Annotated in this window: 23 protein-coding genes; 6 read left to right on the plus strand and 17 right to left on the minus strand. The window is 40.4% G+C overall.

The window, feature by feature from the left end; genetic code table 11:
* The 4 genes from BS85_RS0107045 (at position 1) to ilvD (ending at position 4,790) form a co-directional block, all read left to right on the plus strand.
* Positions 1-2,505, plus strand: a complete 2,505-nt coding sequence (locus BS85_RS0107045) for a heavy metal translocating P-type ATPase (RefSeq protein WP_026944171.1) — start codon at positions 1-3, stop codon at positions 2,503-2,505.
* A 9-nt stretch (positions 2,506-2,514) separates the two neighbouring features.
* The gene (locus tag BS85_RS10490; RefSeq protein ID WP_034551397.1) at positions 2,515-2,763 is read left to right on the plus strand and encodes a DEAD/DEAH box helicase family protein; all 249 of its coding nucleotides are present in this window, start codon (positions 2,515-2,517) and stop codon (positions 2,761-2,763) included.
* A gap of 123 nt (positions 2,764-2,886) precedes the next feature.
* The gene (locus tag BS85_RS11485) at positions 2,887-3,027 is read left to right on the plus strand and encodes a hypothetical protein (protein WP_156938083.1); all 141 of its coding nucleotides are present in this window, start codon (positions 2,887-2,889) and stop codon (positions 3,025-3,027) included.
* Between the two features lie 71 nt (positions 3,028-3,098).
* Positions 3,099-4,790 carry a dihydroxy-acid dehydratase gene (gene ilvD, locus BS85_RS0107060; RefSeq protein WP_026944172.1) on the plus strand — a complete coding sequence of 564 codons (1,692 nt, stop codon included), beginning with the start codon at positions 3,099-3,101 and terminating at the stop codon, positions 4,788-4,790.
* Positions 4,791-5,036: 246 nt separating this feature from the next.
* Here ilvD and BS85_RS0107065 read toward each other — a convergent pair whose 3' ends face one another.
* From BS85_RS0107065 to BS85_RS11490, 6 genes are all read right to left on the minus strand, one after another.
* On the minus strand, positions 5,037-5,261 hold the full coding sequence (locus tag BS85_RS0107065; RefSeq protein WP_026944173.1) for a hypothetical protein: 225 nt from the start codon (positions 5,259-5,261) through the stop codon (positions 5,037-5,039).
* Positions 5,262-5,296: 35 nt separating this feature from the next.
* A complete protein-coding gene (locus tag BS85_RS0107070) occupies positions 5,297-6,835 on the minus strand; it encodes an ankyrin repeat domain-containing protein (RefSeq protein WP_026944174.1) in 1,539 nt (512 codons plus the stop codon).
* Positions 6,836-6,881: 46 nt separating this feature from the next.
* Positions 6,882-7,214, minus strand: a complete 333-nt coding sequence (locus tag BS85_RS0107075; protein ID WP_026944175.1) for a hypothetical protein — start codon at positions 7,212-7,214, stop codon at positions 6,882-6,884.
* Between the two features lie 8 nt (positions 7,215-7,222).
* Positions 7,223-8,674 carry an IMP dehydrogenase gene (gene guaB / locus BS85_RS0107080; RefSeq protein WP_026944176.1) on the minus strand — a complete coding sequence of 484 codons (1,452 nt, stop codon included), beginning with the start codon at positions 8,672-8,674 and terminating at the stop codon, positions 7,223-7,225.
* Between the two features lie 11 nt (positions 8,675-8,685).
* Positions 8,686-10,026 (minus strand): Asp-tRNA(Asn)/Glu-tRNA(Gln) amidotransferase subunit GatA, encoded by a 1,341-nt coding sequence (gene gatA / locus BS85_RS0107085; RefSeq protein WP_026944177.1) that lies wholly within the window; start codon positions 10,024-10,026, stop codon positions 8,686-8,688.
* 84 nt (positions 10,027-10,110) lie between these two features.
* Positions 10,111-10,248, minus strand: coding sequence for a hypothetical protein (locus tag BS85_RS11490; RefSeq protein ID WP_156938084.1), 138 nt, complete (start codon positions 10,246-10,248; stop codon positions 10,111-10,113).
* Between BS85_RS11490 and BS85_RS0107090 the strand changes: the two genes are divergently transcribed.
* Positions 10,248-10,481 (plus strand): hypothetical protein, encoded by a 234-nt coding sequence (locus BS85_RS0107090; protein WP_026944178.1) that lies wholly within the window; start codon positions 10,248-10,250, stop codon positions 10,479-10,481. The two genes, BS85_RS11490 and BS85_RS0107090, sit on opposite strands and share 1 nt — an antisense overlap.
* 120 nt (positions 10,482-10,601) lie before the next feature.
* Here BS85_RS0107090 and BS85_RS0107095 read toward each other — a convergent pair whose 3' ends face one another.
* From BS85_RS0107095 to BS85_RS10495, 11 genes are all read right to left on the minus strand, one after another.
* On the minus strand, positions 10,602-11,948 hold the full coding sequence (locus BS85_RS0107095) for an SGNH/GDSL hydrolase family protein (RefSeq protein WP_169734697.1): 1,347 nt from the start codon (positions 11,946-11,948) through the stop codon (positions 10,602-10,604).
* Positions 11,897-12,118, minus strand: coding sequence for a hypothetical protein (locus BS85_RS0107100; RefSeq protein ID WP_026944180.1), 222 nt, complete (start codon positions 12,116-12,118; stop codon positions 11,897-11,899). The genes BS85_RS0107095 and BS85_RS0107100 overlap by 52 nt, the downstream gene beginning before the upstream one ends.
* Positions 12,115-13,059 carry a 4-hydroxythreonine-4-phosphate dehydrogenase gene (pdxA, locus tag BS85_RS0107105; protein ID WP_026944181.1) on the minus strand — a complete coding sequence of 315 codons (945 nt, stop codon included), beginning with the start codon at positions 13,057-13,059 and terminating at the stop codon, positions 12,115-12,117. The genes BS85_RS0107100 and pdxA overlap by 4 nt, the downstream gene beginning before the upstream one ends.
* A gap of 10 nt (positions 13,060-13,069) precedes the next feature.
* Positions 13,070-13,603, minus strand: a complete 534-nt coding sequence (locus BS85_RS0107110; protein WP_026944182.1) for a DUF2393 family protein — start codon at positions 13,601-13,603, stop codon at positions 13,070-13,072.
* 22 nt (positions 13,604-13,625) lie between these two features.
* A complete protein-coding gene (gene hisIE, locus BS85_RS0107115; protein ID WP_026944183.1) occupies positions 13,626-14,324 on the minus strand; it encodes a bifunctional phosphoribosyl-AMP cyclohydrolase/phosphoribosyl-ATP diphosphatase HisIE in 699 nt (232 codons plus the stop codon).
* A gap of 11 nt (positions 14,325-14,335) precedes the next feature.
* Complete coding sequence (locus tag BS85_RS0107120; protein WP_026944184.1) at positions 14,336-15,424, minus strand: SPFH domain-containing protein; 1,089 nt, start codon at positions 15,422-15,424, stop codon at positions 14,336-14,338.
* Between the two features lie 9 nt (positions 15,425-15,433).
* Complete coding sequence (locus tag BS85_RS0107125) at positions 15,434-16,351, minus strand: branched-chain amino acid transaminase (protein ID WP_026944185.1); 918 nt, start codon at positions 16,349-16,351, stop codon at positions 15,434-15,436.
* Positions 16,352-16,658: 307 nt separating this feature from the next.
* A complete protein-coding gene (locus BS85_RS0107130) occupies positions 16,659-17,585 on the minus strand; it encodes a hypothetical protein (RefSeq protein ID WP_026944186.1) in 927 nt (308 codons plus the stop codon).
* A 280-nt stretch (positions 17,586-17,865) separates the two neighbouring features.
* Positions 17,866-19,284 (minus strand): efflux transporter outer membrane subunit, encoded by a 1,419-nt coding sequence (locus BS85_RS0107135; protein ID WP_211246905.1) that lies wholly within the window; start codon positions 19,282-19,284, stop codon positions 17,866-17,868.
* Positions 19,259-22,402 (minus strand): efflux RND transporter permease subunit, encoded by a 3,144-nt coding sequence (locus tag BS85_RS0107140; protein ID WP_026944188.1) that lies wholly within the window; start codon positions 22,400-22,402, stop codon positions 19,259-19,261. Before BS85_RS0107140 ends, BS85_RS0107135 begins: the two co-directional genes overlap by 26 nt.
* Positions 22,403-22,412: 10 nt before the next feature.
* Positions 22,413-23,519, minus strand: a complete 1,107-nt coding sequence (locus BS85_RS10495; RefSeq protein WP_034551403.1) for an efflux RND transporter periplasmic adaptor subunit — start codon at positions 23,517-23,519, stop codon at positions 22,413-22,415.
* Positions 23,520-23,671: 152 nt separating this feature from the next.
* Here BS85_RS10495 and BS85_RS11495 point away from each other — a divergent pair, with 152 nt between their 5' ends.
* Positions 23,672-23,842 carry a hypothetical protein gene (locus tag BS85_RS11495; RefSeq protein ID WP_156938085.1) on the plus strand — a complete coding sequence of 57 codons (171 nt, stop codon included), beginning with the start codon at positions 23,672-23,674 and terminating at the stop codon, positions 23,840-23,842.
* Positions 23,843-23,903 lie beyond the last annotated feature (61 nt).

Genomic DNA, 23,903 nt, shown 5'->3' on the forward strand with positions numbered 1-23,903 from the left:
ATGAAGCGAGTTTGCGACCACTGCCATTTGGAATTTGATGAAAAGGTGCTACTGAAAAGCAAAATTGGCAATGCAGAGAAATATTTTTGCTGCAAGGGTTGTGAGGGTGTTTATAAACTCCTAAATAGCGAGGGTTTGGAGGATTTTTATAACAAGCTAGGCAACAACACCCTAGAACCTGCAAAGGAAATTTTAAAAAATGAAAGCCTAGATTCCTTTGATTCTGTGCCCTTTTTTGAACGTTATGTGAGTGTGAAAGAGGATTTGTGCGAGATTTCATTAATTTTGGAGAGAATCCATTGTATCGCTTGTGTATGGCTGAATGAAAAAATTTTAGCCAAAACCAATGGAATCGTGCAAGTGAATATCAACTACACCAACAATAAAGCTACAATTCTTTATAACCCAAAGCAGATTAAAATCTCTGAAATTATCCAAACAATTCGCAATATCGGCTATGACGCACACGCCTACGACCCGCGTTTGCAGGAGGCTTACGCAAACAAAGAAAAGCGCGATTATTACATTAAAATGGTGGTGGGAATCTTTTGTGTGATGAATATTATGTGGATTGCGGTGGCGCAATACGCGGGATATTTTAGTGGAATCTCGCAGGAAATGCGTAATATTCTAAACTTCGCAGGGTTTGCGCTCTCCACGCCTGTGCTGTTTTTTAGCGGAATCGTGTTTTGGCGCGGGGCTTGGGCTGCTTTGAAATTTAAAACGCCCAATATGGATTTGCTTGTGATTAGCGGGGCGACTTTGGCTTATCTTTATTCTATTTATGCGAGTTTCAAGGGCGGTGAGACTTATTTTGAATCTGTTGCGATGATTGTTACCTTTGTGCTAATTGGGAAATTTTTAGAGGTGCGGGGCAAGAAAAGTGCGGTGGATAGCCTAGATAAACTCAATGCGCAAATGCCCCTTAGTGTGCGGGTGCTACAAACTCCACAAAACACAGAATCCCCAAAGATAGAAGAGGCTAAAAATGCTGGGGATTCCAACCTCACGCAAGACTTCCAAGAAATTGCCATAGAATCCGTGCGCATCGGGGATATTGTGCAAGTGCGACCGGGGGAGCGCGTTGCGCTAGATGGGGTTTTGCTAAGTGCAGAAGCCCTTTGTGATGAAAGCGCAATGAGCGGGGAATCCTTACCGCAAATCAAAAGCGCGGGAGATTCCATTTATTCTGGTTCTTTGGCTCTGAATTGCCCCTTTAATTATCAAGTTAGCAAGGTTTTCAAAGATTCCTTAATGATGAAAATTGTCGCGTTAGTAGAAAATTCCCTTAATGCGCGTCCCAAGATTCAAGAAGCGGCGAATCGTATTTCGCGCTACTTCTCGCTTGTGATTCTCTCCCTTGCTTTTAGCACTTTTTTGGTTTGGGAATCTCTACTTAATGCGCCCTTTGAACGCTCTTTAATGGTGATGATTTCTGTGATTATCATTGCTTGTCCTTGCGCACTCGCCCTTGCAACGCCCATTGCCTCTTTAATAGGGCTTGGCGAAGCCTTAAAACATAGAATCCTCTTTAAAGAGGCGCGCTTCTTAGAGACGATTGCAAAAGCGGACACGCTCGTTTTAGATAAAACAGGAACATTAACAAAGGGACAACTCAAAGTTTTAAATGTGCAGTATTTTAACGCGCAAAATGCGCTAGATTCTAAAGATTGTGGAATCCTATATTCTATGCTCACGCAAAACGCCCACCCCATTAGCAAGGCGGTGCTAGAGTTTATTGGGCAAACAAAGCAAACGAGCGCACAAGCTAAGATTCCTTTGGATTCTATGCTACAAATCAATGCGCGTGGAATCAAGGCGGAGGTGCAAGGGGATACTTATTTGGGCGGAAATTTGGCACTCTTACAAGAACACAATGTAGAGATTCCAAGCCCTCTACAAAATACACAGAGTGTCTTTTATTTTGCAAAAAACGCTAAGATTCTAGCAGAATATACCCTGCAAGACACACTCAAAGAGGACGCAAAAGAGACGATTGCTGCATTGCAGCAAAAAGGAATTACCTGCATACTTTTAAGCGGTGATAATGCGGGGGCGTGTCAAAGTGTTGCGCAAGTTGTTGGAATTACAGAATATTACGCCGCACAAAGTCCGCTAGATAAGGCAAATTTCATAGACAAGCTACACAAAGAGGGTAAAATCGTTGTGATGGCGGGGGATGGCATTAACGATTCCATTGCGCTGGGCAAAAGCGATATTGCCATCGCAATGGGTGGGGGCATAGACTTAGCCATTAGCGTGAGTGATGTGGTGGTGCTTGATGATAGTATGCAAGGCGTGTTGGAATCTTTCAGGCTTGGGCGGCGCACTTATCGCTTTATTGTGCAAAATCTTGGAATCTCTCTTGTGTATAACGCACTCACGATTCCTCTTGCAATGGCGGGTTTTGTGATTCCACTCATTGCCGCACTCTCTATGTCGCTTAGCTCCCTGCTTGTAGTGGGGAATAGTATGAGAATCAAGGATTCTAAGGAGTTAAAATGACAGAATTTTATGAAAAACTCAATGCGCTTTGCAAAGAGATTCTATCAAAATCCCCCCCCCCCCGAGGGCAAAATCAAAATTGCGATTTGTGGGGCTTGTGGCAGTGGCAAAAGCACACTCGGTGGTAAAATAAGAAAGAAAGGCTTTGGTGATTTTAAGCCTTATCAAATCGCAGTGATTGATGACAATGTAATGAGTCTTAATCTCTTCATTGCTCGTCCAAAGCTAAAAATCCCCCCCCCCGCAAAAAATGGATAATTGCAAGCCTTTTTTAAAATTCCTCCCTTTTTATGTGAAACTTGTTTTTTGTATTGGCGCAAGCGCAAATCGCTTAGATTTTGCTGATATTTTAACCTTACTCAAGTAAGCCAAGAGGCGAGATTGAAGCGACTAACACAAAGAGAGAAAGACCCACAGAGAATCCAAAGCCTTTTGAATGCTTCCATTACCCCAAATCTCCGATACAATCATAAAATGCTTATTAGCCTTGAGGAATCCTTTGAACCCAAACTACTAAAATAATTCCTATTTCCTAAATCATTGCTTAAACTAAAACTTGCTAAAATCGCGCAAACTTTTCTTAAGGAGATTTTATGCGAAGCGACACCATTAAAAAGGGATTCCAAAGAGCCCCACACAGAAGCCTACTGCGCGCCACAGGGCTAAAAGATGAGGATTTCAACAAGCCCTTTATCGGCATTGCAAATAGTTATATTGACATTATTCCCGGACATTTTTTCTTAAACCGCTATGCACAGATTATTAAAGAGGAGATTCGTGCTGCGGGGGGAGTGCCGTTTGAGTTTAACACAATCGGCGTAGATGACGGAATCGCAATGGGGCATAGCGGTATGCTCTACTCCTTGCCAAGCCGTGAGTTGATTGCGGATTCCATTGAAACGATGATGAATGCGCATAGCTTGGACGCGATGATTTGTATCCCAAACTGCGATAAAATCGTGCCCGGAATGCTTATGGGTGCTTTGCGTGTGAATGTGCCGACAATCTTTGTGAGTGGCGGTCCTATGAAAGCCGGGAAGCTAGAGGACGGCACAATACTAGATTTAAACTCTGCCTTTGAAGCGGTGGGTGCGTTTAGCGAGGGTAAGATTAGTGAAAAAAGACTACACGAAATAGAATGCAATGCGTGTCCGGGAGGTGGGAGTTGTAGCGGAATGTTTACTGCAAACTCTATGAATACGCTTTGTGAGGCTATGGGCGTGGCATTGCCCGGAAATGGGACGATTCTAGCCCTTAGCAAGGAACGCGAGGAGCTTTTGCGCAAAGCAGCGCGCAGAATCGTGGAGATTGCGCTTGATGAGGAGAAAAGCGAAAAGTTTAGATTCCGCAATATTTTGAACCAAAAAGCCGTGCATAATGCCTTTGTTGTGGATATGGCAATGGGTGGAAGCACGAATACAATCTTGCATATGCTCGCAATCGCCAAAGAAGCGGAGGTGGATTTTAACCTAGATTCTATCAACGCAATCGCCTCTCAAGTGGCACATATCGCTAAAATCGCCCCTGCGTTAAGCACGATTCATATGGAAGACATTAACCGCGCGGGAGGCGTGAGTGCGGTGATGAATGAAATTTCTAAAAGGGGTGATTGCCTTAAAATTGACGCGCTCACGATTACGGGTGAGACTTTGGGAGAACGCATTGCAAACACACAGATTGTAGATTCCAATATTATTCGCCACAATGAAAATGCTTACTCACAAGTGGGTGGGCTAAAGATTCTTTATGGCAATCTCGCGCGTGAGGGCGCAGTGCTAAAAGTCGCCGCAGTGGCGGAATCTATGAAAGAATTTGAGGGAAGTGCGGTGTGCTTTAACTCCCAAGAGGAAGCAATTAAAGGCATAGCCGGAGGCAAGGTGAAAGCGGGAAATGTCGTAGTAATCCGCTATGAGGGACCCAAAGGGGGACCGGGAATGCAAGAAATGCTAACCCCCACAAGCCTTATTATGGGAATGGGCTTAGGAGAATCAGTCGCGCTCATTACGGACGGACGCTTTAGCGGGGCAACGCGTGGGGGCTGTATCGGGCATATTAGCCCCGAAGCGGCAGAGGGGGGCTTGATTGCACTCATTGAGGACGGAGACAAAATTGCAATTTCTGTTTCAAAAGGCACATTGGAATTGCTCGTGGATTCCGCTATTTTGGAATCTCGCCGCGCACAATGGAAGCCCATCAAAAAAGAAATCAAAAGCAAATGGTTGAAGCGATATTCCTTGCTTGTCAGCAATGCGGCAAATGGCGCAACTCTTAAGACGGAGCTGTGAGTGAGAGTTTAAAAAAGTTATTTGCCTTAAAAAACTAGATAGCACAATTTTTGCAACAATGCTACAACTATGTAGAATCTTGTATTCAATCTAAATCCAAGCATTAAGTGGCTGATTAAACTCCTATTTCTTTGTCTCCCATTGCGCTATGAGGTTAGTTTCAATGTTTTCTCTCTCTGCATCTGTGGGAGCATAACTCTCCTTTTTGTGCTACTTACTCCTCAATAGCAAGAATTACAAAAGATTCTATCTGTTTAAATGCTCTACAAATAAGTCGTGGCACTGCTCTGTGCTAAAACGAGCAAAAAGAAAGCTCCTATCTGTAATAACACCCGCATCAATTTCATTGAGCTTTATATTCTCATCACGCACAAGCTCTACTAGCTCATCTCTATCCCTTTGACTGATAGGTATGTTTTTGAGAATCTGTGCAACTATTAAGCGCAAATGCCCCCAAACATATTGCGACAATACACATAATCTTATAGATTTTCATTTTGCCTCCTTTATTTTGGTAATTGCGCACCACTTTTTGCACCTTTTTCGTAGAGTAGCTTCTCTATGACTTCACCACTTGCCTTGTCATATTCATATTTTTGCTTCTGCCTATTTATAATATCAAGTGCAGTGATATTGGAATGTTTATTTTTAATATTCACATCTATACCATTGTGTATAAGAAAAATAATTTCTTCTGCATTTCTAGTAAATGGTATGGCTCTTAAAACTTCCATAAGCTTACTTTCTCCATTTTTGTCTGTGGCATTAATATTAGCACCTTGCTTTAATAATACAGCCATTTTGTTTGTAGAATAGCTCCAATACAAAAAGACTCTATCTAAATATTCTTGCTTAAGTTCTTTGGATTGCACTAAGCCTAATGCCAACTCTGCGATTTCCTCATATTCTTGTATATTTTCTGCACTTCTACCTAAGGCTGAAAGCACTATGGATTTACTTTGTTTCTCACTGCCATTGAATGCCCCTTTAGCTAAAAATAGCTCAATCACTTCTTTAGAAGCATATTCAAAAACAAGCGGTAAATAATCAATTTTCCCTTTTTCTATCACTGCTCCAGATTCTATAAGAAGTGTGATAATATCATTACTTATAATAGGGCTTCCCCACAAACTATAAGCCTTTTTCATATCTTGTATTGCTCTATCAAGTGGGGTTTGTCCTGATTTTTCACTTGATGGGAAAAATATATACTCTAAGATGTCAGCTATTACTCCTCCGGTTTGACATTTTACATTTGGATTTACTCCGCTTTTTAAAAGCCTCTCTATCTTTTTTGTATCACCTTTGCTTACTGCATTATAAATACTACAAGGATAAAAAGCACTCTGCAAATACAAATAAAAGCAAAGCACAGGTGCAAGAATAACCCCCATAATGCCAAAAAATCGCTTAATCTTGGTCTTGCTATCTTGCCTTTGCAAAAGCTGAATTTCTTTGGGAATCTCACTATCATTTAAAAGTGGAATCTCCCAATTGACAAATGAGCCACGATGGAGTAAAATCATTTGAGAATCATCTAAAGGCAAAGAAGCGCAAAAACGAACAAAAGTAAAAATTGCCTCCCAGTGTATATTTAACCTCAAATTCACATCTAAACTTGATGTATTGCGTATGGGTTTATCAATAGAAACTTCTTGTGAAAACTTCTCACACCAATTTTGATTTTGTATAATGCTATGTTTTATAAAGTAGCGCATACCCTCTAAAAGTTTAATTTCTAATCTATGAGAAATCTTTTTTTGTTCAAAAAAGACAAGAAAACTGCCATTTTCATCACGAAAAATAGTGTATCCCTCTAGTTTTTTAAACAAGCTTTTTGCACTGACAAAATTATAAATGCCTTGCAAAATTGCGCCCAAAATAAGACCTATCCCAAATACAATAGGTGCAAATAGTATAGAGTATGCTAAAGGAATCCCACTTGCTCCGCCTGTTTCCATATACGCTAACATATAAAATAGTGTTCCAATAGGCAAAGCTACGGCTAAACAAGCTGAAATTATCGCAATCCACCTAAAAATCATTTATCTCATCTCTTTTTATAACTAGATTGAAACTTTACACAGACTTTTATTCTTCCTCATCATCTTCCAAATCCGGTGGGAATTGAAACAGCGCACTTTCCATTTCCAAGATTCCAAAACGATAAACAATGTGTGCATTGCTCCCTTGATTGCGCAAAGTTTCTATCTCTGTATTCACAAACTCCTTAAGCCTTGCAATCAAGCCCACAATTTCCTTTTGCCACTCGACGCTCGTGGTAACAAAAAGTAAATATTCTGGATTATTTAAATAAATATCCGGCTTATTTGCGCTAAACTCTGTGCGCAGTTTGGTTAAAATTCTTTCATAATCCTGCGATGTTGCGTGGTACAAACTATAACCAAAGAGTAATTTTGCCACTTATGCTCCTAATGATTGATATGATAATTGGGTGCTTCTCTAGTAATCATCACATCATGCACGTGCGATTCTCTAAGCCCACTTTGTGTAATTTCTACAAATTCTGCTTTTTCCCATAAGGCTTCAATATCTTTTGCTCCCAAATACCCCATAGAGGAACGCAAACCACCTAGCATTTGATGAATCACATCTGCTATCTTTCCTCTATAAGGCACACGCCCCTCAATCCCTTCTGGCACAAGCTTTTCTTGTGCTGTTCCCTCTTGAAAATATCTATCCGCACTCCCCTTATTCATAGCCCCCAAGCTTCCCATACCGCGATAGTTTTTATATTGCCGTCCTTGATAAATAATAGTCTCTCCCGGGGATTCTTCTGTTCCTGCCAACATACTTCCAATCATTACACTAGAAGCACCTGCTGCCAAAGCCTTAGCAATATCTCCAGAATATTTGATTCCACCATCGGCGATGACAGGAATCCCTGCTTTTTGGCAGACTTTTGCTACCTCATCAATCGCAGAGATTTGTGGCACACCCACACCCGCAACAATTCTAGTTGTGCAAATACTTCCCGGTCCAATACCTACTTTCACGCCATCAGCCCCCGCGTCTATCAATGCTTTTGCGCCCTCACTTGTCGCAACATTTCCCGCAACAATATCCACCGCTAAATGCTTCTTGATTTCTTTCACGCTCTCTATGATTCCCTTGCTATGCCCGTGTGCAGAATCCAACACAAGCACATCAACCCCCGCATCCACAAGTGCTTTTGCTCTATCATACTGAAAAACTCCTATCGCTGCCCCCACGCGTAAGCGTCCAAAGTCATCTTTGTTGGAATTCGGATACTCAATACGCTTTTGAATATCTTTAATAGTAATCAATCCTTTAAGGATTCCCTTTTCATTAACAATAGGTAATTTTTCAATTTTATGCTTATTCATAATATTACGCGCTTCTTCCAAACTCGTTCCCACTTTAGCAGTGATTAATGGAGCTTTCGTCATTACTTCTTTAACATGGCGACTTAAATCCGTCTCAAAACGCATATCCCGATTGGTTAAGATTCCAATCAAATTTCCCTTATCATCTACCACAGGCACACCAGAAATTTTGTAATTATCCGTAATAGCCTTAGCCTGAAATAAAGTAGAATTAGGGCTGATATAGATAGGGTCAATAATCACTCCGCTTTCGCTTTTTTTTACTTTTTTGATTTGTGCAACTTGGGAGTTTTCGTCCATATTTTTATGGATAATCCCAATCCCTCCAAGTCTTGCCATTGCGATTGCAGTGCTATATTCTGTAACGGTATCCATTGCAGCAGAAACTAAGGGGGCATTCAAGGATATATTGCGAGAAAATTTCGTTCGTAAAGACACTTCTTTAGGTAAAATTTCTGAATAACTAGGGACCAACAAAACATCTTCAAATGTCAATGCGCGCATTCTAATTCTCATCACCACTCCTTTTATTTTAAGGTATTTTCTAAATTTAATGCTAAATCAAGCAGGGTTTGTTCGCTAAATGCTTTGCCAATAAGCTGCATTCCAATGGGCAATCCCTCGTCCTCATCTACAGGAAGCGAGAGTGCAGGAAGCCCCGCTAGATTAATCCCAATCGTATAAATATCCTCTAAATACATTTGTAAAGGCGTTTTGCAATCTTCAAACCCAAAAGCTACACTTGGAGCAACAGGAGAGAGAATCACATCACAATCTTGCAAAATCGCATTGTATTGACGCGCAATCAGTGTGCGCACCTTTTGTGCCTTGATATAATAAGCATCATAATAACCGCTGCTTAGAACAAAAGAGCCAAGCAGGATTCTGCGCTTCACTTCATCTCCAAAGCCCTGTGAGCGCGTTTTTAGATACAACTCTTTTAGATTGCTAATCTCTTTGGCGCGATTGCCATAACGCACACCATCAAAACGCGCTAAGTTTGAACTAGCTTCGGCTGTGCAAATCACATAATAGGCAGAAATAATATAGCTTGTATCTAGCATTTCTTTTTCAATAATCTTATGTCCATTTTTACTCAACACTTCAATGCTTTTTTGATAGGCGTTTTGGATATTTGCATCTGCGTCTTTTAGAAGCTCTGGCAGAATCGCAATCGTCATCTTGCGGTTTGGATTTAAATTTTTAAAAGTGCTTTGAGATTCTATATTTGCACTTGTAGAATCCATTTTGTCATAACCCGCTATTGCGTCATATAGAATCGCACAATCTGTAACATTCTGCGTAATAGGTCCAATTTGATCCAAACTTGAACTATACGCAACCAATCCATAACGACTTACTCTCCCATAAGTGGGTTTTAATCCCACGCAACCACAAAAACTAGCGGGTTGTCTTATGCTTCCACCTGTATCACTCCCAAGTGCCGCAAGTGCGATTCCACCTGCAACTGCCGCTGCACTTCCACCGCTACTTCCGCCGGGGACTTTATCGGGATTTTTTGGATTCAGTGTTTTACCATAGAAACTACTTGCAGTCGTGCTTCCCATTGCAAATTCGTCCATATTTGTGCGTCCAAAGGGAGAAAAGCCATTTTTTAGCAAATTTTCTATTGCAGTAGCATTATAGGGCGCAATATAACCTTGCAAAATATTACTTCCACAAGTGATTTCCCACCCTTTAACATTGATATTATCCTTAATCGCAATCGGCAAAAGTGTGCTATCATAATCTTGCAACTCTCCAATATAGGCGTTTAAAGAACTTGCCTTTATTTTTTCTTTTAATGTATTTTTAAGTGCTTTAATGCCATCAATATCAAGTTTTAGTGCATCTTGAAGTGTAGGGATACTCATTGGATTCTCCAAAGTAGATTAAAAAATTGCGGAATTATAGAAAATCTTTGTTGAAAAGTTGGTAAAGTAGAAGAGAGATTAAAAGAATTTAACTTTTCTCTGTGCTTGTGAGAACTCCGCATTATTTTTGTAACAGAGTGTTTTATTTTTCGTCATTGCGAGGTTCTGCAAGGAATCGTGGCAATCTATAATACTGCATTTCTTTAAGGATTCCATTGTGGAATTTTCTTTATGCAAGATTATGGATTGCTTCGGGCAAAGCCCTCGCAATGACAAAAACCATTGCGTCATTGCGAGGAATGAGCAAAGCGAATGACGAAGCAATCTACAATAATGAAAAAAGAAAAATATCACAATGGAATCTTAAAAGTTTGGAATTGCAAAGTTTTGTAAAGTTTAATGTATGCGGGATTATGGATTGCCACGAATGCTACGCATTCTCGCAATGACGCGGTGTGTTGCTTTTTCGCAGTAATCTATCATCAAGCAAAATTAGATTCAACAATAGAATCTTTACAAGCAAGATTCTACATGGACATCGTATCTACCCTACAAGGACACACCAAGCTTCACACTACCTTTAAACCGCAGATTTTAGCCACAAAGGATTTGAGCAAATAAAGCAATATTGCCCCCCCCCCCGCACGATTCGCGGCAATTAAACCCTCACCTAGTTTATAAGAAGTGTAATTTTTTATTTTTAAGGCTTCCTCATAGTCTGCATAGGATTCTAAAGGAGGAAGTTTTAGTTTTGGATTCTTTGTGATTTTTTCTTGGTATTGTTTTTGTTCTATTCTGTGGGATTCTTTGATATAGCTTAACACATAGGGTAATCTTATCATTCCCCATAAATTTTGAGAGTTTAGAATCATTGCTTGTCCAAGTTTGTAGGCTAGATGAGATTGGACACGCAAGGTTGCGCCTGTTAGAGTGTTTTGGTAGTGGATTTGCGGGGCAGCAGGTTTTGGCTTCATTCTTTGGCAATATTCCTCAATAATCTCTTTCATCGCCTTAAAATCAGGGAGAATATGGCTGAAGTCATATTCGGATTCCACTTCCACTTGCATATGAAGAGGAATTTCATAATCCCACTTACCTCCACACACAAGGTAAAAACAAACAACATTAACATAGTTAATGTTAGGACAAATTTGCCTATCCTTGTGAAGCCACACACTAGATTCTGTCATTGGTTCATTCTCTGTGTTGATTCTAAAGTAAGTTTCCTCATCAACCTCCAAAGCGGAATCCAAAGTATGCACGAGCAAGTGTCCATTATTAAAGACTTTGATAAGCTTTGTTTTATGATTGCTTAACACAAAACTTGCGCTATCCTTATGCGCTAAACCAAGATTCCATATCTTAACCCCTATGACTGCATAGCCCTCCACTTCTTTTGGAAATTGGATTTTATCGTTTTTCATCACCTTATAAGTTACTTCTTGATAAATGGAATTACCATAATGTATAGGCGTAAGAGATTCCGCGCCCAAACATTCAATGGGAGATAGAATCGCAAACTTAGGCAAAACTTCTATGTGGCTTGCATTAGGCTTTAAGTGTTTAAATGCGTTTAAGGATTCTATAATCCTCTCACCAACCAAGCGCATTAACGCATACATTTGATGATACACGTCCGTCGTATTATAAAACTGAATCAAACCTTGTGTTTCATATTCTTTGTGTATATCTATGATATTGAAGCCATAATGGTTTGCGTTTGCTTTTAAAAGCGCGTTCAAGGCGGGATTATCATACACAAAAGGCAGAATCAAGAAAATCACTTTCTTGTTTAGTTGATAAAGCTTTTCGCATAACCAGCAGAGATTCCGCCCTATTGTTTGGAGGCTATGCCCTTGTGGAATCATATGTGAATCATTAATGTTTGTCTCAATGATGATAAAATCCGCTTCCAAAAGTGCTTATTGGTTTTTTCATTCACCAACTCAAAAAGATTTTGCAAGTTATCTGTACCGCCAAGCGCAAGATTAATTAGCTCTATACTCTCTTGCCTTAAGCCTTTTTGCAAACCATTAACTATCACAGAATTACTCCCACCCAACAAAACAATTTTGGTTTTTCTCATTTTCCTCTTCCTTTAGGCAATAATTTCTCCCCTCTTTTAGCGCGGAAAACTGCCTCTTTTACCGCATTTAAATAACTTGTGGAATCCGCCTTACCCTTATAGGCAATATCAAACGCTGTGCCGTGATCCACAGAAGTGCGGATAATGGGAAGGTTAAGCGTTAGATTAATACTTTCTTTAAAATACAAAGTCTTAAGCGGAATCAATCCTTGGTCGTGATACATCGCCACATAATAGCGCAAATGCTTCCCGACAAAAGCGGTATCTGGCACAAGTGCGCCGATATACACTTCCTTTCCCAAAGCGGCATTAGCATTTTTTATCGCGGCATTAATGGCTTCCTCCTCCTTGCCTAGCACACCAAAATCCCCCGCGTGAGGATTTAGCCCTAGCACACCGCAAGGTGCTTTGGTGATAAAAGGTGCAAGGTTTAGCAAAAACTGCGTTAGCGATTCCGTATTTATGGAATCTGGCACACTTTTAAGTGGGATATGGTCGCTAAAGAGTGCAACATAAAGCCTAGGAGAACCTAGCACCATCATCGCCTTATTATCTTTGCCTAGCACATCGCGCAAAGCTTCCGTATGTCCCGCATAAGGAATCCCGGCTAACTGCCACGCTTTTTTGTGGATTGGCAATGTAACGAGTGCCTTGGCTTCACCTTGCAATGTGAGATTGAGCGCACTCAAAAAACTAGCATAAGAATACGCACCACTCTCTTGAGTGATTTTTGCAGGTAGGATAGGAGGAATCTTAATATTGGGAGAAAGGCATTTTAAATGTTTGGGTAGCTTCACTTGAAGTATTCTAGCCGCTTCCTTCAGCAACTCTTTATCCGCACAATAAAGCGGAGTGCAGATTTTAGAAATTACCTTGTGATTCTTAAGCAGGATCTCCAAACCTACGCCATTAGAATCCCCAACACTGATTGCGATTTTCATCTGCCCTCCCTTAATAACACGCCCCTTTGGTTTCTAAAATAAATTCTGTATTGGGTTTTGGAGAGGGGACAATGAGTTTAAACTCCATAGACTCTAGCTTTTTAAGCGGAACTTTGTAAGTTTCTATGTGCATAAATTTTGGTTTAATCTTGTATTTGAGTTGTTTAATTTTTTTAAGCCCAGCAGGGATAAAATTCACGCTCAACACACACCCTCTAAAGTCAAACATTCCAACATTTGTAAATTGCCCCTCAATATAATACACATCATCATAATGTAATTTTTCATTATTTAAAAGTGTCAAATCTATCTGTTTAAGATAAGATTCCATAATCTTTTGATAAATCAAAGGAGAAGAGACAAGTAAAACTCCACTAATAACAAATGTTAAGGTTGCAAGAATTGCATTAAAACGAAATGCTACACTCAAGAGAAAAAACAACAAAATAAATAAAAAAATGCAACTAAGCACTAAATAATCGGGTAGAGAAAAATAATGGATTGTATTGGTTAAAGTGATTAAATAATTTTTTACTTCATTCATAATGGATTATCCAACCTTTTAACTACCTTTCCTCTCGCGATTCTTTTTCCGCGATTCCACTTAGCCCAAAGCGGCGCACAATCTCTTGCCTCACTAAATCGGGTGAAACATCGCGGTAGCTTAAGCCCACAAGCGCGTGATAAAGCAAATCCGCCGCTTCATAAATAATCTCTTTAGAATCCCTATCCTTAATGGCAAAGCTAAGCTCTGCAGCTTCCTCCACAATTTTTTTTGCAATTGTATTTTCGCCTTTATGGTAGAGTTTTGCAGTGTAGGAAGTCTTTGGGTCTGCGCCCTTGCGTTCTAAAAGCGTATGGTATAGTGTATCCACTGCACCATAAATTGCCTGTGTATTAAGAATGGAATCGCGATTCTCTTTTATCGTGGAATCCGCAAGAGAAATGGCGCGATAAAAGCAACTTTTCGCACCCGTATGACAAGCCACACCCTCTTGCTCTACTTGTAAAAGCAGACTATCCTTATCGCAATCTAGGGCGAGGGCGTGGATTTTTTGCGTGTGTCCGCTTTGTTCGCCCTTTTTCCAAATGCGCTGCTTGGAGCGCGAAAAATAATGCGCAAAACCGCTTTGCAAACTTAGGCTTAAAGCCTCTTGATTCATAAAGCCTAGCATTAAGACTTCTTGCGTTTTATAATCTTGCGCTACGGCAGGAATCAAGCCACCAAGTTTCTCCCACGCAATTTGCTCCAAAATTTCTTGCACTTAATGTCCCCTTAATTGCTCACAGAGGTTGCGCGTTGATTATCTTTGGAATCTAGCCAAATATTTGGCGTTGCACCACCGGGAGTTAAGAAAATTTTTGCATCACGATTGTTTTGCAATGCCTCATTAAACTTCCCTTGCACTTCAATCTGACGCAACTGCAAAAGAGGATTATTTAAGCTTTGAGAAATCAAGCGATTCGCTTTAGCTTGTGCGTCTGCCTCAATAATAGTCGCGTCTGCAACACCTTTTGCAAGGGCGGCTTTTTTCTCCGCTTCTTGTTTCGCGCGTTCTACCTCATATCTCGCCCTTTCTGCCTCTTGACGCGCAACTTGTACGCGTTCAATTTGCTCCTTAATCGCAACAGGCAAGACGATTTCTGTGAGTTGAATAGAAACCAATTCCACAGGGCGATTCTCAAGCCCATTAATGTTTTCGCGGAATTTTTGGTCAATAAGTGTGGCAATCTCATTACGTTTTGTGGGTAGCTCCTCTGCGGGAAAGCTTCCTACAACATTGCGCACGATTTCACGAATCACGGGAGTAATGATTCTCTCCTCCCAATTCTGTCCCCAAGTCGCAATCGTTTGAGGCACGCTTAAAGGATCTAGCCGATATTGCACCGCAAGTTCCACAGACACGGACAAACCCCTAGAATCCAAAACGCTAATGGCTTGATTTTTCAAACTTCCCTCATCGCGATTCCGATAACTAGAACCCTCCACGCTCGTAAATTCTGCGATTCTAACTTTTGTATTCACGGCAATAATTTTTTGAATGCCCGGAATATAAAAATGAATGCCCGGTTGCAAAGGAGTTGGATCAAATTCCCCTGTAGTAATTTTCACGCCTACTTCTCCGCTGTTAATAATCGTAAAAGGCTTGAGTAAAAAGAATAAAACAATCAAAATGACCGCGACATAAACCCCCGCCATTTTTTTGGCATTTGGCATTGAAAAGTTAGGCATTTTAGGTGCTTGGAATCCGCGATTCCGATTATTTCCACCATTGCCACCACCGCCGTTAGAGGAATTATCCTCATTAGAGTTGTGATAATTTTTATTCTTTTGTCTTAAATGTTCATTTAAATCAATCGGCATAAGCAACCTTTAGTTAATATAAGTGAGCCAATGCGCATATTTAGGATTGCGTCCATAGACGACATCAAAAAACGCATTTTGCAATTTGTATGTGATTTCTCCCCGCTTCCCACTACCAATCACGCGAGAATCTAACTCGCGAATCGGCGTAACCTCTGCGGCAGTCCCTGTGAAAAACGCCTCATCAGCGATATATACTTCATCACGCGTGATATTTCTGCGCTCCACTTTGATTCCCAAATCTTGCGCAATCGTAATAATGGAATCCTGCGTAATGGATTCTAACACGCTATCGCTTGGCGGTGTAACTAACACGCCATTGCGCACGATGAAAAAGCACTCTCCGCTACCTTCCGCAATCATTCCATTATCATCAAGCAATAAAGCCTCCTCATAACCGCATTCAATTGCTTCAAATTTCGCCATTTGTGAGTTTAGGTAATTGCCACAAGCTTTTGCCTTGCCAAAAAGGGATTTCGCAGAATTTCTAACCAGTGAGGAAGTCTTAATACGAATCCCTTTTTCCAAGCCATCATCGCCTAGATATGCACCCCATTCCCAAGCCGCAATCGCTGCTCTAACGGGTGCATTTTTATGATAAACGCCCATTACGCCATAGCCTAGATAAATGAGTGGGCGCAAATACGCATTATTTTCAAACGCATTATCCCTTAGAAGTTCAATCTGCGCCTTTTCCAATTCCTCTTGAGAATAAGGCACATCAATGGCGACAATTTTTGCAGAATTTAACAATCTTTTTGTGTGTTCTTTTAAGCGAAAAATCGCCATTCCTTTATCGGTTTTATACGCTCTTGTTCCTTCAAATACGCCATTTCCATAATGCAATGTATGGGTTAAAATATGCACATTGGCATCTTTCCAAGCGACTAATTTTCCATCCATCCAAATTGATTTTGCTTCTTTCATAATAAATCTCCATTATAAAACTTACGCACATTTCGCGCAAAAAACGCAAAAATATAGCAAAACTTATCTTAAAAAGACGATTGTATCGTGGCAATTTAGCAGCACTATCAAATACCATCAATCTTTTCTCAACAATTTATGCCTCATTTTAGCAGGAACAAAACACAATCCTAGATTCTTTTTGCATTAGCAAAAGCACACATAGATTTTTACAAACGCTTTGCTTGTTATATGAAATCTTATGCGTGTGATTCCTTGTGAAATCGCACAACAAACAGAATCACACGATAAATCAAAAACGATAAAATCATTCTTTTACGCAGATTTCCCTAAACCTTAACCACCCAACGACAAATACTACTTTTGATAAATTGCTAAGAATTGTTGCTGTGTCTTGAATAGAACTAAACCATTGTGGAAGTTGAGATTTAGCCATCAAAACCACTAATACGCAAAGCACTAGCGCAAACACAAGAAATAAAGCCATCATCATCAGTATAAAACTCCACATAAATAAGCCTTCATTTGTGATTCTTTTTAAAGTCTTAAAGAACAAAGGCAAAAACACAAATATGCCAATCAAACACAAGAGTGCCATAGTCATCTTAAAATATGGAGGTTCTGCTATAAACTTCTCTATCACTACTCCTCCCATAAACGCTCCAACAATATTTGTAGTCATCATATTCACAATCTCTACAATCGGGCTTACAAACTGCATCACAATCACAGAAAGCACAATAAGAATCCCATAGTATTTGATGATTTTGTCATCATTGCTAAGCTTGTAAAGTGAGTAAAATACCCAAGAAAACAGAACAAATACAAAGGATTGAACCACAGATTCCAAAAAGCTTGATTTACCAATACCGCTAACCAATAATGGAATAAACGCGATAAATGTCGCAAGTAACGCATAAAACTTCACAGAATGAATATTTGGCATAAGCAGATTTGCCTTTGCTTCATTTAGATCAAGAAATACCCATTGATTATCCAAATTCGGCAAATTCATATTTTGCAAACTTGATGTATCCACGCTAGAGAACTGAAATGAACTTTGTTTGCTTGTAATAAAAACGCCCACCGCTTTGCCCTCTTGCACCTCAAAATCCACTTCTAAGCCATCTAGTTTTTGGTTTAGTTTAGCATTTTTAAGCTCACTTTCATCATAATTATAGCGATTGCCATCCTCTGCCTTAATCACACCCGAGCCTAAAATTTTCCCAGTCATTGATTCTCCTTAAAATTAAATTAAAAGGCAAAAATATAACAAAAAAAAAAATAGAGAGAAAGCTTAAAGTCTGCTTATCATATAAAATTTTATCGTTTTTTGAAGTTTATTTTGTGTTGTCGGAGTTAATTCATAATTTTAAATTTAATACCCACAATCAAGAAAAGCTTGAGAATGGAATCCCAAGAGGGATTCTACATTATAGACTGCTACATTTTACTTGTAATAACAAAAACAAACCGCTTCGTCATTTACAAATTGCAATCTCTTAAAATTCTAATTATTCCTCTTGATATTTTTCCTTATCCCAACCACCGCCAAAGGCTTTATAAAGGCTAATTGCGGCACTTAGGGATTCCAACTGCGCACTTTGCTGACTTAACTCTGCGCCAAAAAGCGCACTCTGTGTGCTAAGCACTTCAAGATAATTCGTGTATCCCTCTCCATAGCGGAGATTCGCAAGTTCTAATGTGCGCCTTAACGCCATTACTTGCTCATCTAAACTTCCTAGTTTCTCGCCTGTCATTTGGTAATTAAACAAACTCGTCCTTACCTCGCCAAATGCTGTGCGCAAAGTCTGTCCATAGGTTAAAAGCATTTCCTCGTATTGCGACTTAGCATAATCCACATTCGCACTTGTGCGCCCGAAATCTAGTAGATTCCCCAAAAAATTTCCACCAAAATTCCAAGTAGAATTGGAGTTGCGGATTAATTCATTGAGTTGCGGACTTGCATAGCCAAAAAGCCCCGTCAAAGAAATCGTTGGAAAATAAGCACTTCTAGCGATTCCAATATTAAAATTTGCCGCTTTTAGATTCTGCTCGGCAGCTTCAATATCCGGTCTTTTTTCTAAAATCGTTGAGGGCAAACCTGCTTCAATGCTTGGAGGATTGGGTAATGTTTGTGGCTCTGTTGGAAGCGCATTAGCAAAAACTCCTGCTCCATCGCGTCCAAGCAGAATCAAAAATGCACTTTGTGCAGAACTCTGCTCCATTAAAAGACTTTGTAGCTGTGCGCGGACACTCGCCATTTCCGACCTTGCTTGTTGCATATCAATCTCTGAAATCTTACCAACTTCAAACTCTTTTTTGCGGTATTCATAGTTTTCTGTGCGACTTTTGAGAGTGTTTTGAGAAATTTGCACCTGATTATTGAGGGTTAAGATTCCAAAATAACTCTCTGCAACATTTGCAACGAGGCTTAAACGCACCATATCCCGATTTGCTTTTACTGCAAAGAGTTGCGCTAAGGCTCTCCTGTCTGCGTCCCTTGCGCGTCCCCACAAATCAAGCTCAAAGCTCAAAACCGCACTCAAAGAGAAATTATTATAATTATCGGGCTGATTCTGCGCTAGATTCTTGCGATTCCTTGTTGCTTCGCCCTGTGCTTGGATATTGGGATAGCGGTCGCTTCGCGCATAACTCCACTGACTGCGCGCCTGTTCAATTCTCTGCATTGCCACAAGCAAATCATAGTTATTCGCCAAAGCCTCCTCTACAAAGGCATTTAACTGCGTATCGCCAAAATCCTCCCACCACCTTGCAGAAATCTCCATTTCCTTTGCAGATTCCAATGCCTCTTTGGAATCGGGGAGATTGGTTTGGGGTTGCGTATATTTGGGCGAGAGAGAACAACCACCCACACTAAGTGCCAAAGCTAAAATAAAACTTAAATTAATTTTGTGTATCTTTTGGTTCATTTTTACTCCTAAAAGACGCAATAAATTCACTAAATCTTGCAAAATATGTGTAGAATAAAGGAATAAAGAAAGTTGCGATAAAAGTCGCCGCAAGCATTCCACCAATAACCCCTGTCCCGATTGCGTGGCGAGACGCCGCCCCCGCACCCGTGCTAATGGCAAGAGGAAAAACCCCAATCGTAAAGGCAAGAGAAGTCATTACAATCGGGCGGAATCGCAGACGCGCTGCCTCTACGGCGGAATCGTAAATATCTTTGCCCTCATTCTCGCGCGCTTGCATTGCAAATTCAATAATTAAAATCGCATTTTTCGCCGCTAAGGCAATGAGTGTGATTAATCCCACTTGGAAATAAATATCATTGTTTAGCCCTCTAAGCCAAGTTGCTAAAATTGCACCAAAAACCGCAAATGGCACAGCGGTAACAACCGCAAGAGGCATTAACCACCGCTCATATTGCGCCGCTAGAATCAAGAATACGAACACAAGCCCAAAGATAAAGGCAACCGCACCCGTTCCGCTACTTGCCTTTTCTTGATAAGAGCTTCCCGAAAACGATACCGTATAACCCTCTGGCAAGACTTCGTTTGCTACTTCCTCAATCGCCAAAAGTGCATCTCCTGAAGAATACCCCGGCTTAGCGTCTCCCATTAGTTTTGCCGCTGGGAAAAGATTGAATCGCTCCAAAATATCTGGTCCAATCACGCGCTCATACTTCACAAGTGCGCTAATAGGCACAAGCTCTCCTGTGTTAGAACGTACAAAAACATTGCGCAAATCCTCTGGCTTCTCCCTAAAGGGGCTTTCAGACTGCACATTTACCTTATAAGTGCGCCCAAAAAGATTAAAGTCATTGACATAATAAGCACCAAAGGTTGCTTGAAGCGTTGTAAAGACATCATTGATATTCACGCCCATTGCCTTTGCCTTTGCGCGGTCTAAATCCAAATAATATTGTGGCACATTCACACTCAAAGTCGTGCGCACCCCTGTGAGTTCTGGACGCTTTGCCGCCGCTTCTAGCACAAGTTGCGTATTTTTCTGCAAATCCTCCGTAGAACCTCCCGTGCGGTCTTGGATATACATTTCAAATCCGTCTGTCAAGCTAAGTCCCATAATCGGAGGGGGATTGAGTGCAAACATAATCGCACTCGGGTATTGCATTAACTGCCCAGTCATTGCACTAGCCAAAGCTTGAGAGTGCTGCTCGGGTTTCTTTCTTTCGTCCCAATTCTTTAGTTTAATAAATGCAGTCCCCGCATTACTTTTGACTGCACTAGAGAGAATATCATAACCTGATAATACCATAATGGCTTCCATATTGGGATTATCCAACGCCACTTTTGTTGCAAAATCTGTCATTTGCGTGGTTTTATTTAACGCAGTTGCGGGTGGCAGTTGCATTGAAACTAGCAATGTCCCCTTATCCTCTGAAGGCACAAGCCCGGTTGGCACACGCGTAAAAAGCCCCATTGTAATGACAAGTAACCCAACAAAAAGAATCACATACAAGATTCCACGCCGAATCGTATGCGCGACTTTATCGGTAAATTTATGGGTTAGCCAATCAAAGAAATTATTGAATTTCCTAACAATATAAAAAGGTTTAGGCTCTTTTGTTTTTAAAATAGATACACAAAGTGCGGGTGTAAGCGTCAATGCAACAAATCCCGAGATAATCACCGAAATAACAATGGTTACCGCAAATTGCTTGTAAATCTCTCCACTAAATCCGCCGATAAATGCCACTGGGATAAACACCGCAGAAAGCACTAGCACGATAGCAATAACCGGGCTTTGAATCTCCTCCATAGCCTTAATTGTTGCGTCTTTGACGCCCAATTTTTCAGAGTGAATCAGCCGCTCCACATTTTCAATAACGATAATTGCGTCATCTACAACGATTCCAATCGCCAAGATCAATCCAAAAAGTGTCAAAAGATTGATAGAAAATCCTAGCAAATACATTCCCGCAAAAGAACCAATGATAGATACCGGCACAGCAATGACTGGGATAATTGTAGCGCGGAAATTTTGCAAAAAGAAATAAATAACAATCACAACAAGAAGAATCGCCTCTATAAAGGTTTGAACAACCTCGCCAATAGAAACTTTAACAAATTCTGTCGTATCATACGCAACCGCATATTCTAAACCATCAGGAAAATTTTTTGAAAGCTCCTCTAGTCTTTGGGATACACCATCGGCAACATCTAACGCATTTGCACCGGGTTGCAAGAATATACCAAACGCAATAGCGGGTTTGCCCTTATATTTTTCGCTTAAGCTGTAATCCTCTGATCCAAGCTCAATCCTTGCAATGTCCTTTAAACGCAAAGCGGAGCCGTCCTCATTCGTTTTAATCAAAATCTCTTCAAACTCTTTTGCATCGCTAAAACGTCCTTTGGTTGTAACACTATAAGTAAATTCCAAATTGTTTTTCACAGGTTCTTGCCCAAAGAATCCTGCGGCAAACTGCGAGTTTTGCTCTTGGATTAGCGCAATGACTTCAGAGGGCGTAAGATTGTATTTTGTCAATTTGTCTGGAGAGAGCCAAACACGCATAGAATATTCTTGCAAACCAAATAAAGTCGCGTCCCCTACACCCGGAACGCGCTTTAGCTCATCTAAGATATTGATAGAAGCATAGTTTGCGATATAAATCTCATCTTGGTTTGGCATATCGGAAAACAACGCATAAACAGCAAGAATCGTAGAGCTTCTTTTCTCCACCGTAACGCCATATCTTTGCACTTCTTGAGGCAATTTACTCAATACTTGCTGGACGCGGTTATTGACATTAATCGTTGCTTGGTCTGGATCGGTTTCATTGGTAAAATACACATTGATACTTAAAGAACCCGTAGAGGTAGAGGAGCTTTGCATATAAATCATATTCTCCACCCCATTAATGCTAGCCTCTAGCACACTCGCAACATTGCTTGAAATAACTTCCGCACTTGCGCCCGGATAAGTTGCACTCACAACCACTTGCGGTGGCGTTACTTGAGGGTATTCCTCTACAGCCAAAGAAAAGGCAGACAAAGCTCCCGCAATGACAATGATAATGGACATAACCATTGCCAAAACAGGACGCTCAATAAAAAACTTAGAAAACATTTAGATTCCTTTATTGAGGCTTTGTAGCATTTGCAGGTGCTTGTTGGATTGGTGTTACAGAAACGCCCGGACGCAATTTAATCAACTGACTTGTAACAATAACATCTCCTGTATTTAAGCCACTCTTAACAATGACATTATTTCCTATATTGTAACCCAAAACTACGGGGGTTGGCTGTGCTTTGCCCTCTACAATTTTAAACACAAAACTGCCTTTTGCGTCTTGCATTAGCGCAACTTGTGGAATCATAATGGAATCTTTTGCAATGATTCCGTCCAAGCGAATGCGTGAAAACTCTCCGGGCACTAGCAAATGCTCGGGATTCTCTACAATCGCACGCGCTTTAATAGTCGCCGTGCCTGATTCTAAAACACTATCAATGAAATCCAATTTACCAAGACTATCAAAAGGTGTGCCATCAGGAAGCAAGTAAATCACCTTAACATTTTCGTGATCTAAAGTGCGCAAGAAATAATAATCGTTGCTAGGAATAGAAAACTCTGCATAAATAGGGTCTAATTGCGTAATCGTTGTCAGCACATTATCTGCACCTGCCTTGCCCACTAAATCCCCAATATCGTATCGCTTCATACTCACTTTGCCACTTGCTGGGGCAATCACATCGGTGTAATTTAAATCTACTCGCGCCACATCTAAACTTGCCCTTGCATTTTCATAAGTTGATTGTGCAGAATCGTATTCTTTTGGGCTTAGGGCGTTGTTTTTGAAAAGCTTTTGCGCCCTTACCCAATCGCGTTGCGCGGATCTAAATTCCGCTTGTGCCTTATTAAATGCGGCTTGATATTTATCCGGCTCAATCTTAAAGAGTTTATCGCCTTTTTTTACCAATCCGCCCTCTACGAAATGCTGTTCTAACAAAACCCCCTCTACACGCGCGTAAATTTCTACACTTTGTAGGCTCGTAAGTTTGGCAGGATATTCAAAGCTAATTGGCACATCGCCTTGATTAACATTGTAGGTATTGACGGAGATTGCTACATTCTGCTGCGGTGCTTCGTTTTTGTCTTTTTTGGAACAACCCGTTAGCAAAAGCGTTCCACAGACTAAACCTAGAAATACTTTAGACAATATCGCAATCGTATTGCTTTTTTTCATTGTTTTCCTTTATCTAAAAACTTTCAATAAAATTTTGTAATCACAATTACAAAAAAGTTTGAAATTCTAATAAAAATTTACTTAAAAATAAATTTAGTTTATACCAAAAATATCGCCTGAAGTGTAGCTAACCAATGTGAAGCGAAAATGAAATGAGAGTTTTATTTACACGAAGTTTTTCTATGCACGGAAAGGGTGTCCCTAGTGCGTGGTTTTTTATCCTTGCGCTTTACCGCCTTGTCATTATGTTATTTCCTCTATCATTGCATATCGCTCCTTTGTCATTGCGAGACCTAGCCGAAGCAATACATAATCACGCATAAATTAAACTTTACAATTTTGCATTTAAAAAATCAAAAGGCAAATGGAATCTTATAAAGAAGC

It is taken from the genome of Helicobacter rodentium ATCC 700285 (assembly GCF_000687535.1).
Classification (GTDB): domain Bacteria; phylum Campylobacterota; class Campylobacteria; order Campylobacterales; family Helicobacteraceae; genus Helicobacter_D; species Helicobacter_D rodentium.

Bases quoted from the DNA above. Each gene is read 5' to 3' on its own strand.
- BS85_RS0107045 (WP_026944171.1), top strand. From the start codon at position 1: ATGAAGCGAGTTTGCGACCACTGCCATTTGGAATTTGATGAAAAGGTG.
- BS85_RS10490 (WP_034551397.1), top strand. From the start codon at position 2,515: ATGAAAAACTCAATGCGCTTTGCAAAGAGATTCTATCAAAATCCCCCC.
- ilvD (WP_026944172.1), top strand. From the start codon at position 3,099: ATGCGAAGCGACACCATTAAAAAGGGATTCCAAAGAGCCCCACACAGA.
- BS85_RS0107070 (WP_026944174.1), bottom strand. From the start codon at position 6,835: ATGATTTTTAGGTGGATTGCGATAATTTCAGCTTGTTTAGCCGTAGCT.
- guaB (WP_026944176.1), bottom strand. From the start codon at position 8,674: ATGAGAATTAGAATGCGCGCATTGACATTTGAAGATGTTTTGTTGGTC.
- BS85_RS11490 (WP_156938084.1), bottom strand. From the start codon at position 10,248: ATGGAATCCTTAAAGAAATGCAGTATTATAGATTGCCACGATTCCTTG.
- BS85_RS0107100 (WP_026944180.1), bottom strand. From the start codon at position 12,118: ATGAGAAAAACCAAAATTGTTTTGTTGGGTGGGAGTAATTCTGTGATA.
- pdxA (WP_026944181.1), bottom strand. From the start codon at position 13,059: ATGAAAATCGCAATCAGTGTTGGGGATTCTAATGGCGTAGGTTTGGAG.
- BS85_RS0107110 (WP_026944182.1), bottom strand. From the start codon at position 13,603: ATGAATGAAGTAAAAAATTATTTAATCACTTTAACCAATACAATCCAT.
- BS85_RS0107120 (WP_026944184.1), bottom strand. From the start codon at position 15,424: ATGCCGATTGATTTAAATGAACATTTAAGACAAAAGAATAAAAATTAT.
- BS85_RS0107125 (WP_026944185.1), bottom strand. From the start codon at position 16,351: ATGAAAGAAGCAAAATCAATTTGGATGGATGGAAAATTAGTCGCTTGG.
- BS85_RS0107130 (WP_026944186.1), bottom strand. From the start codon at position 17,585: ATGACTGGGAAAATTTTAGGCTCGGGTGTGATTAAGGCAGAGGATGGC.
- BS85_RS0107135 (WP_211246905.1), bottom strand. From the start codon at position 19,284: ATGAACCAAAAGATACACAAAATTAATTTAAGTTTTATTTTAGCTTTG.
- BS85_RS0107140 (WP_026944188.1), bottom strand. From the start codon at position 22,402: ATGTTTTCTAAGTTTTTTATTGAGCGTCCTGTTTTGGCAATGGTTATG.
- BS85_RS10495 (WP_034551403.1), bottom strand. From the start codon at position 23,519: ATGAAAAAAAGCAATACGATTGCGATATTGTCTAAAGTATTTCTAGGT.
- BS85_RS11495 (WP_156938085.1), top strand. From the start codon at position 23,672: ATGAGAGTTTTATTTACACGAAGTTTTTCTATGCACGGAAAGGGTGTC.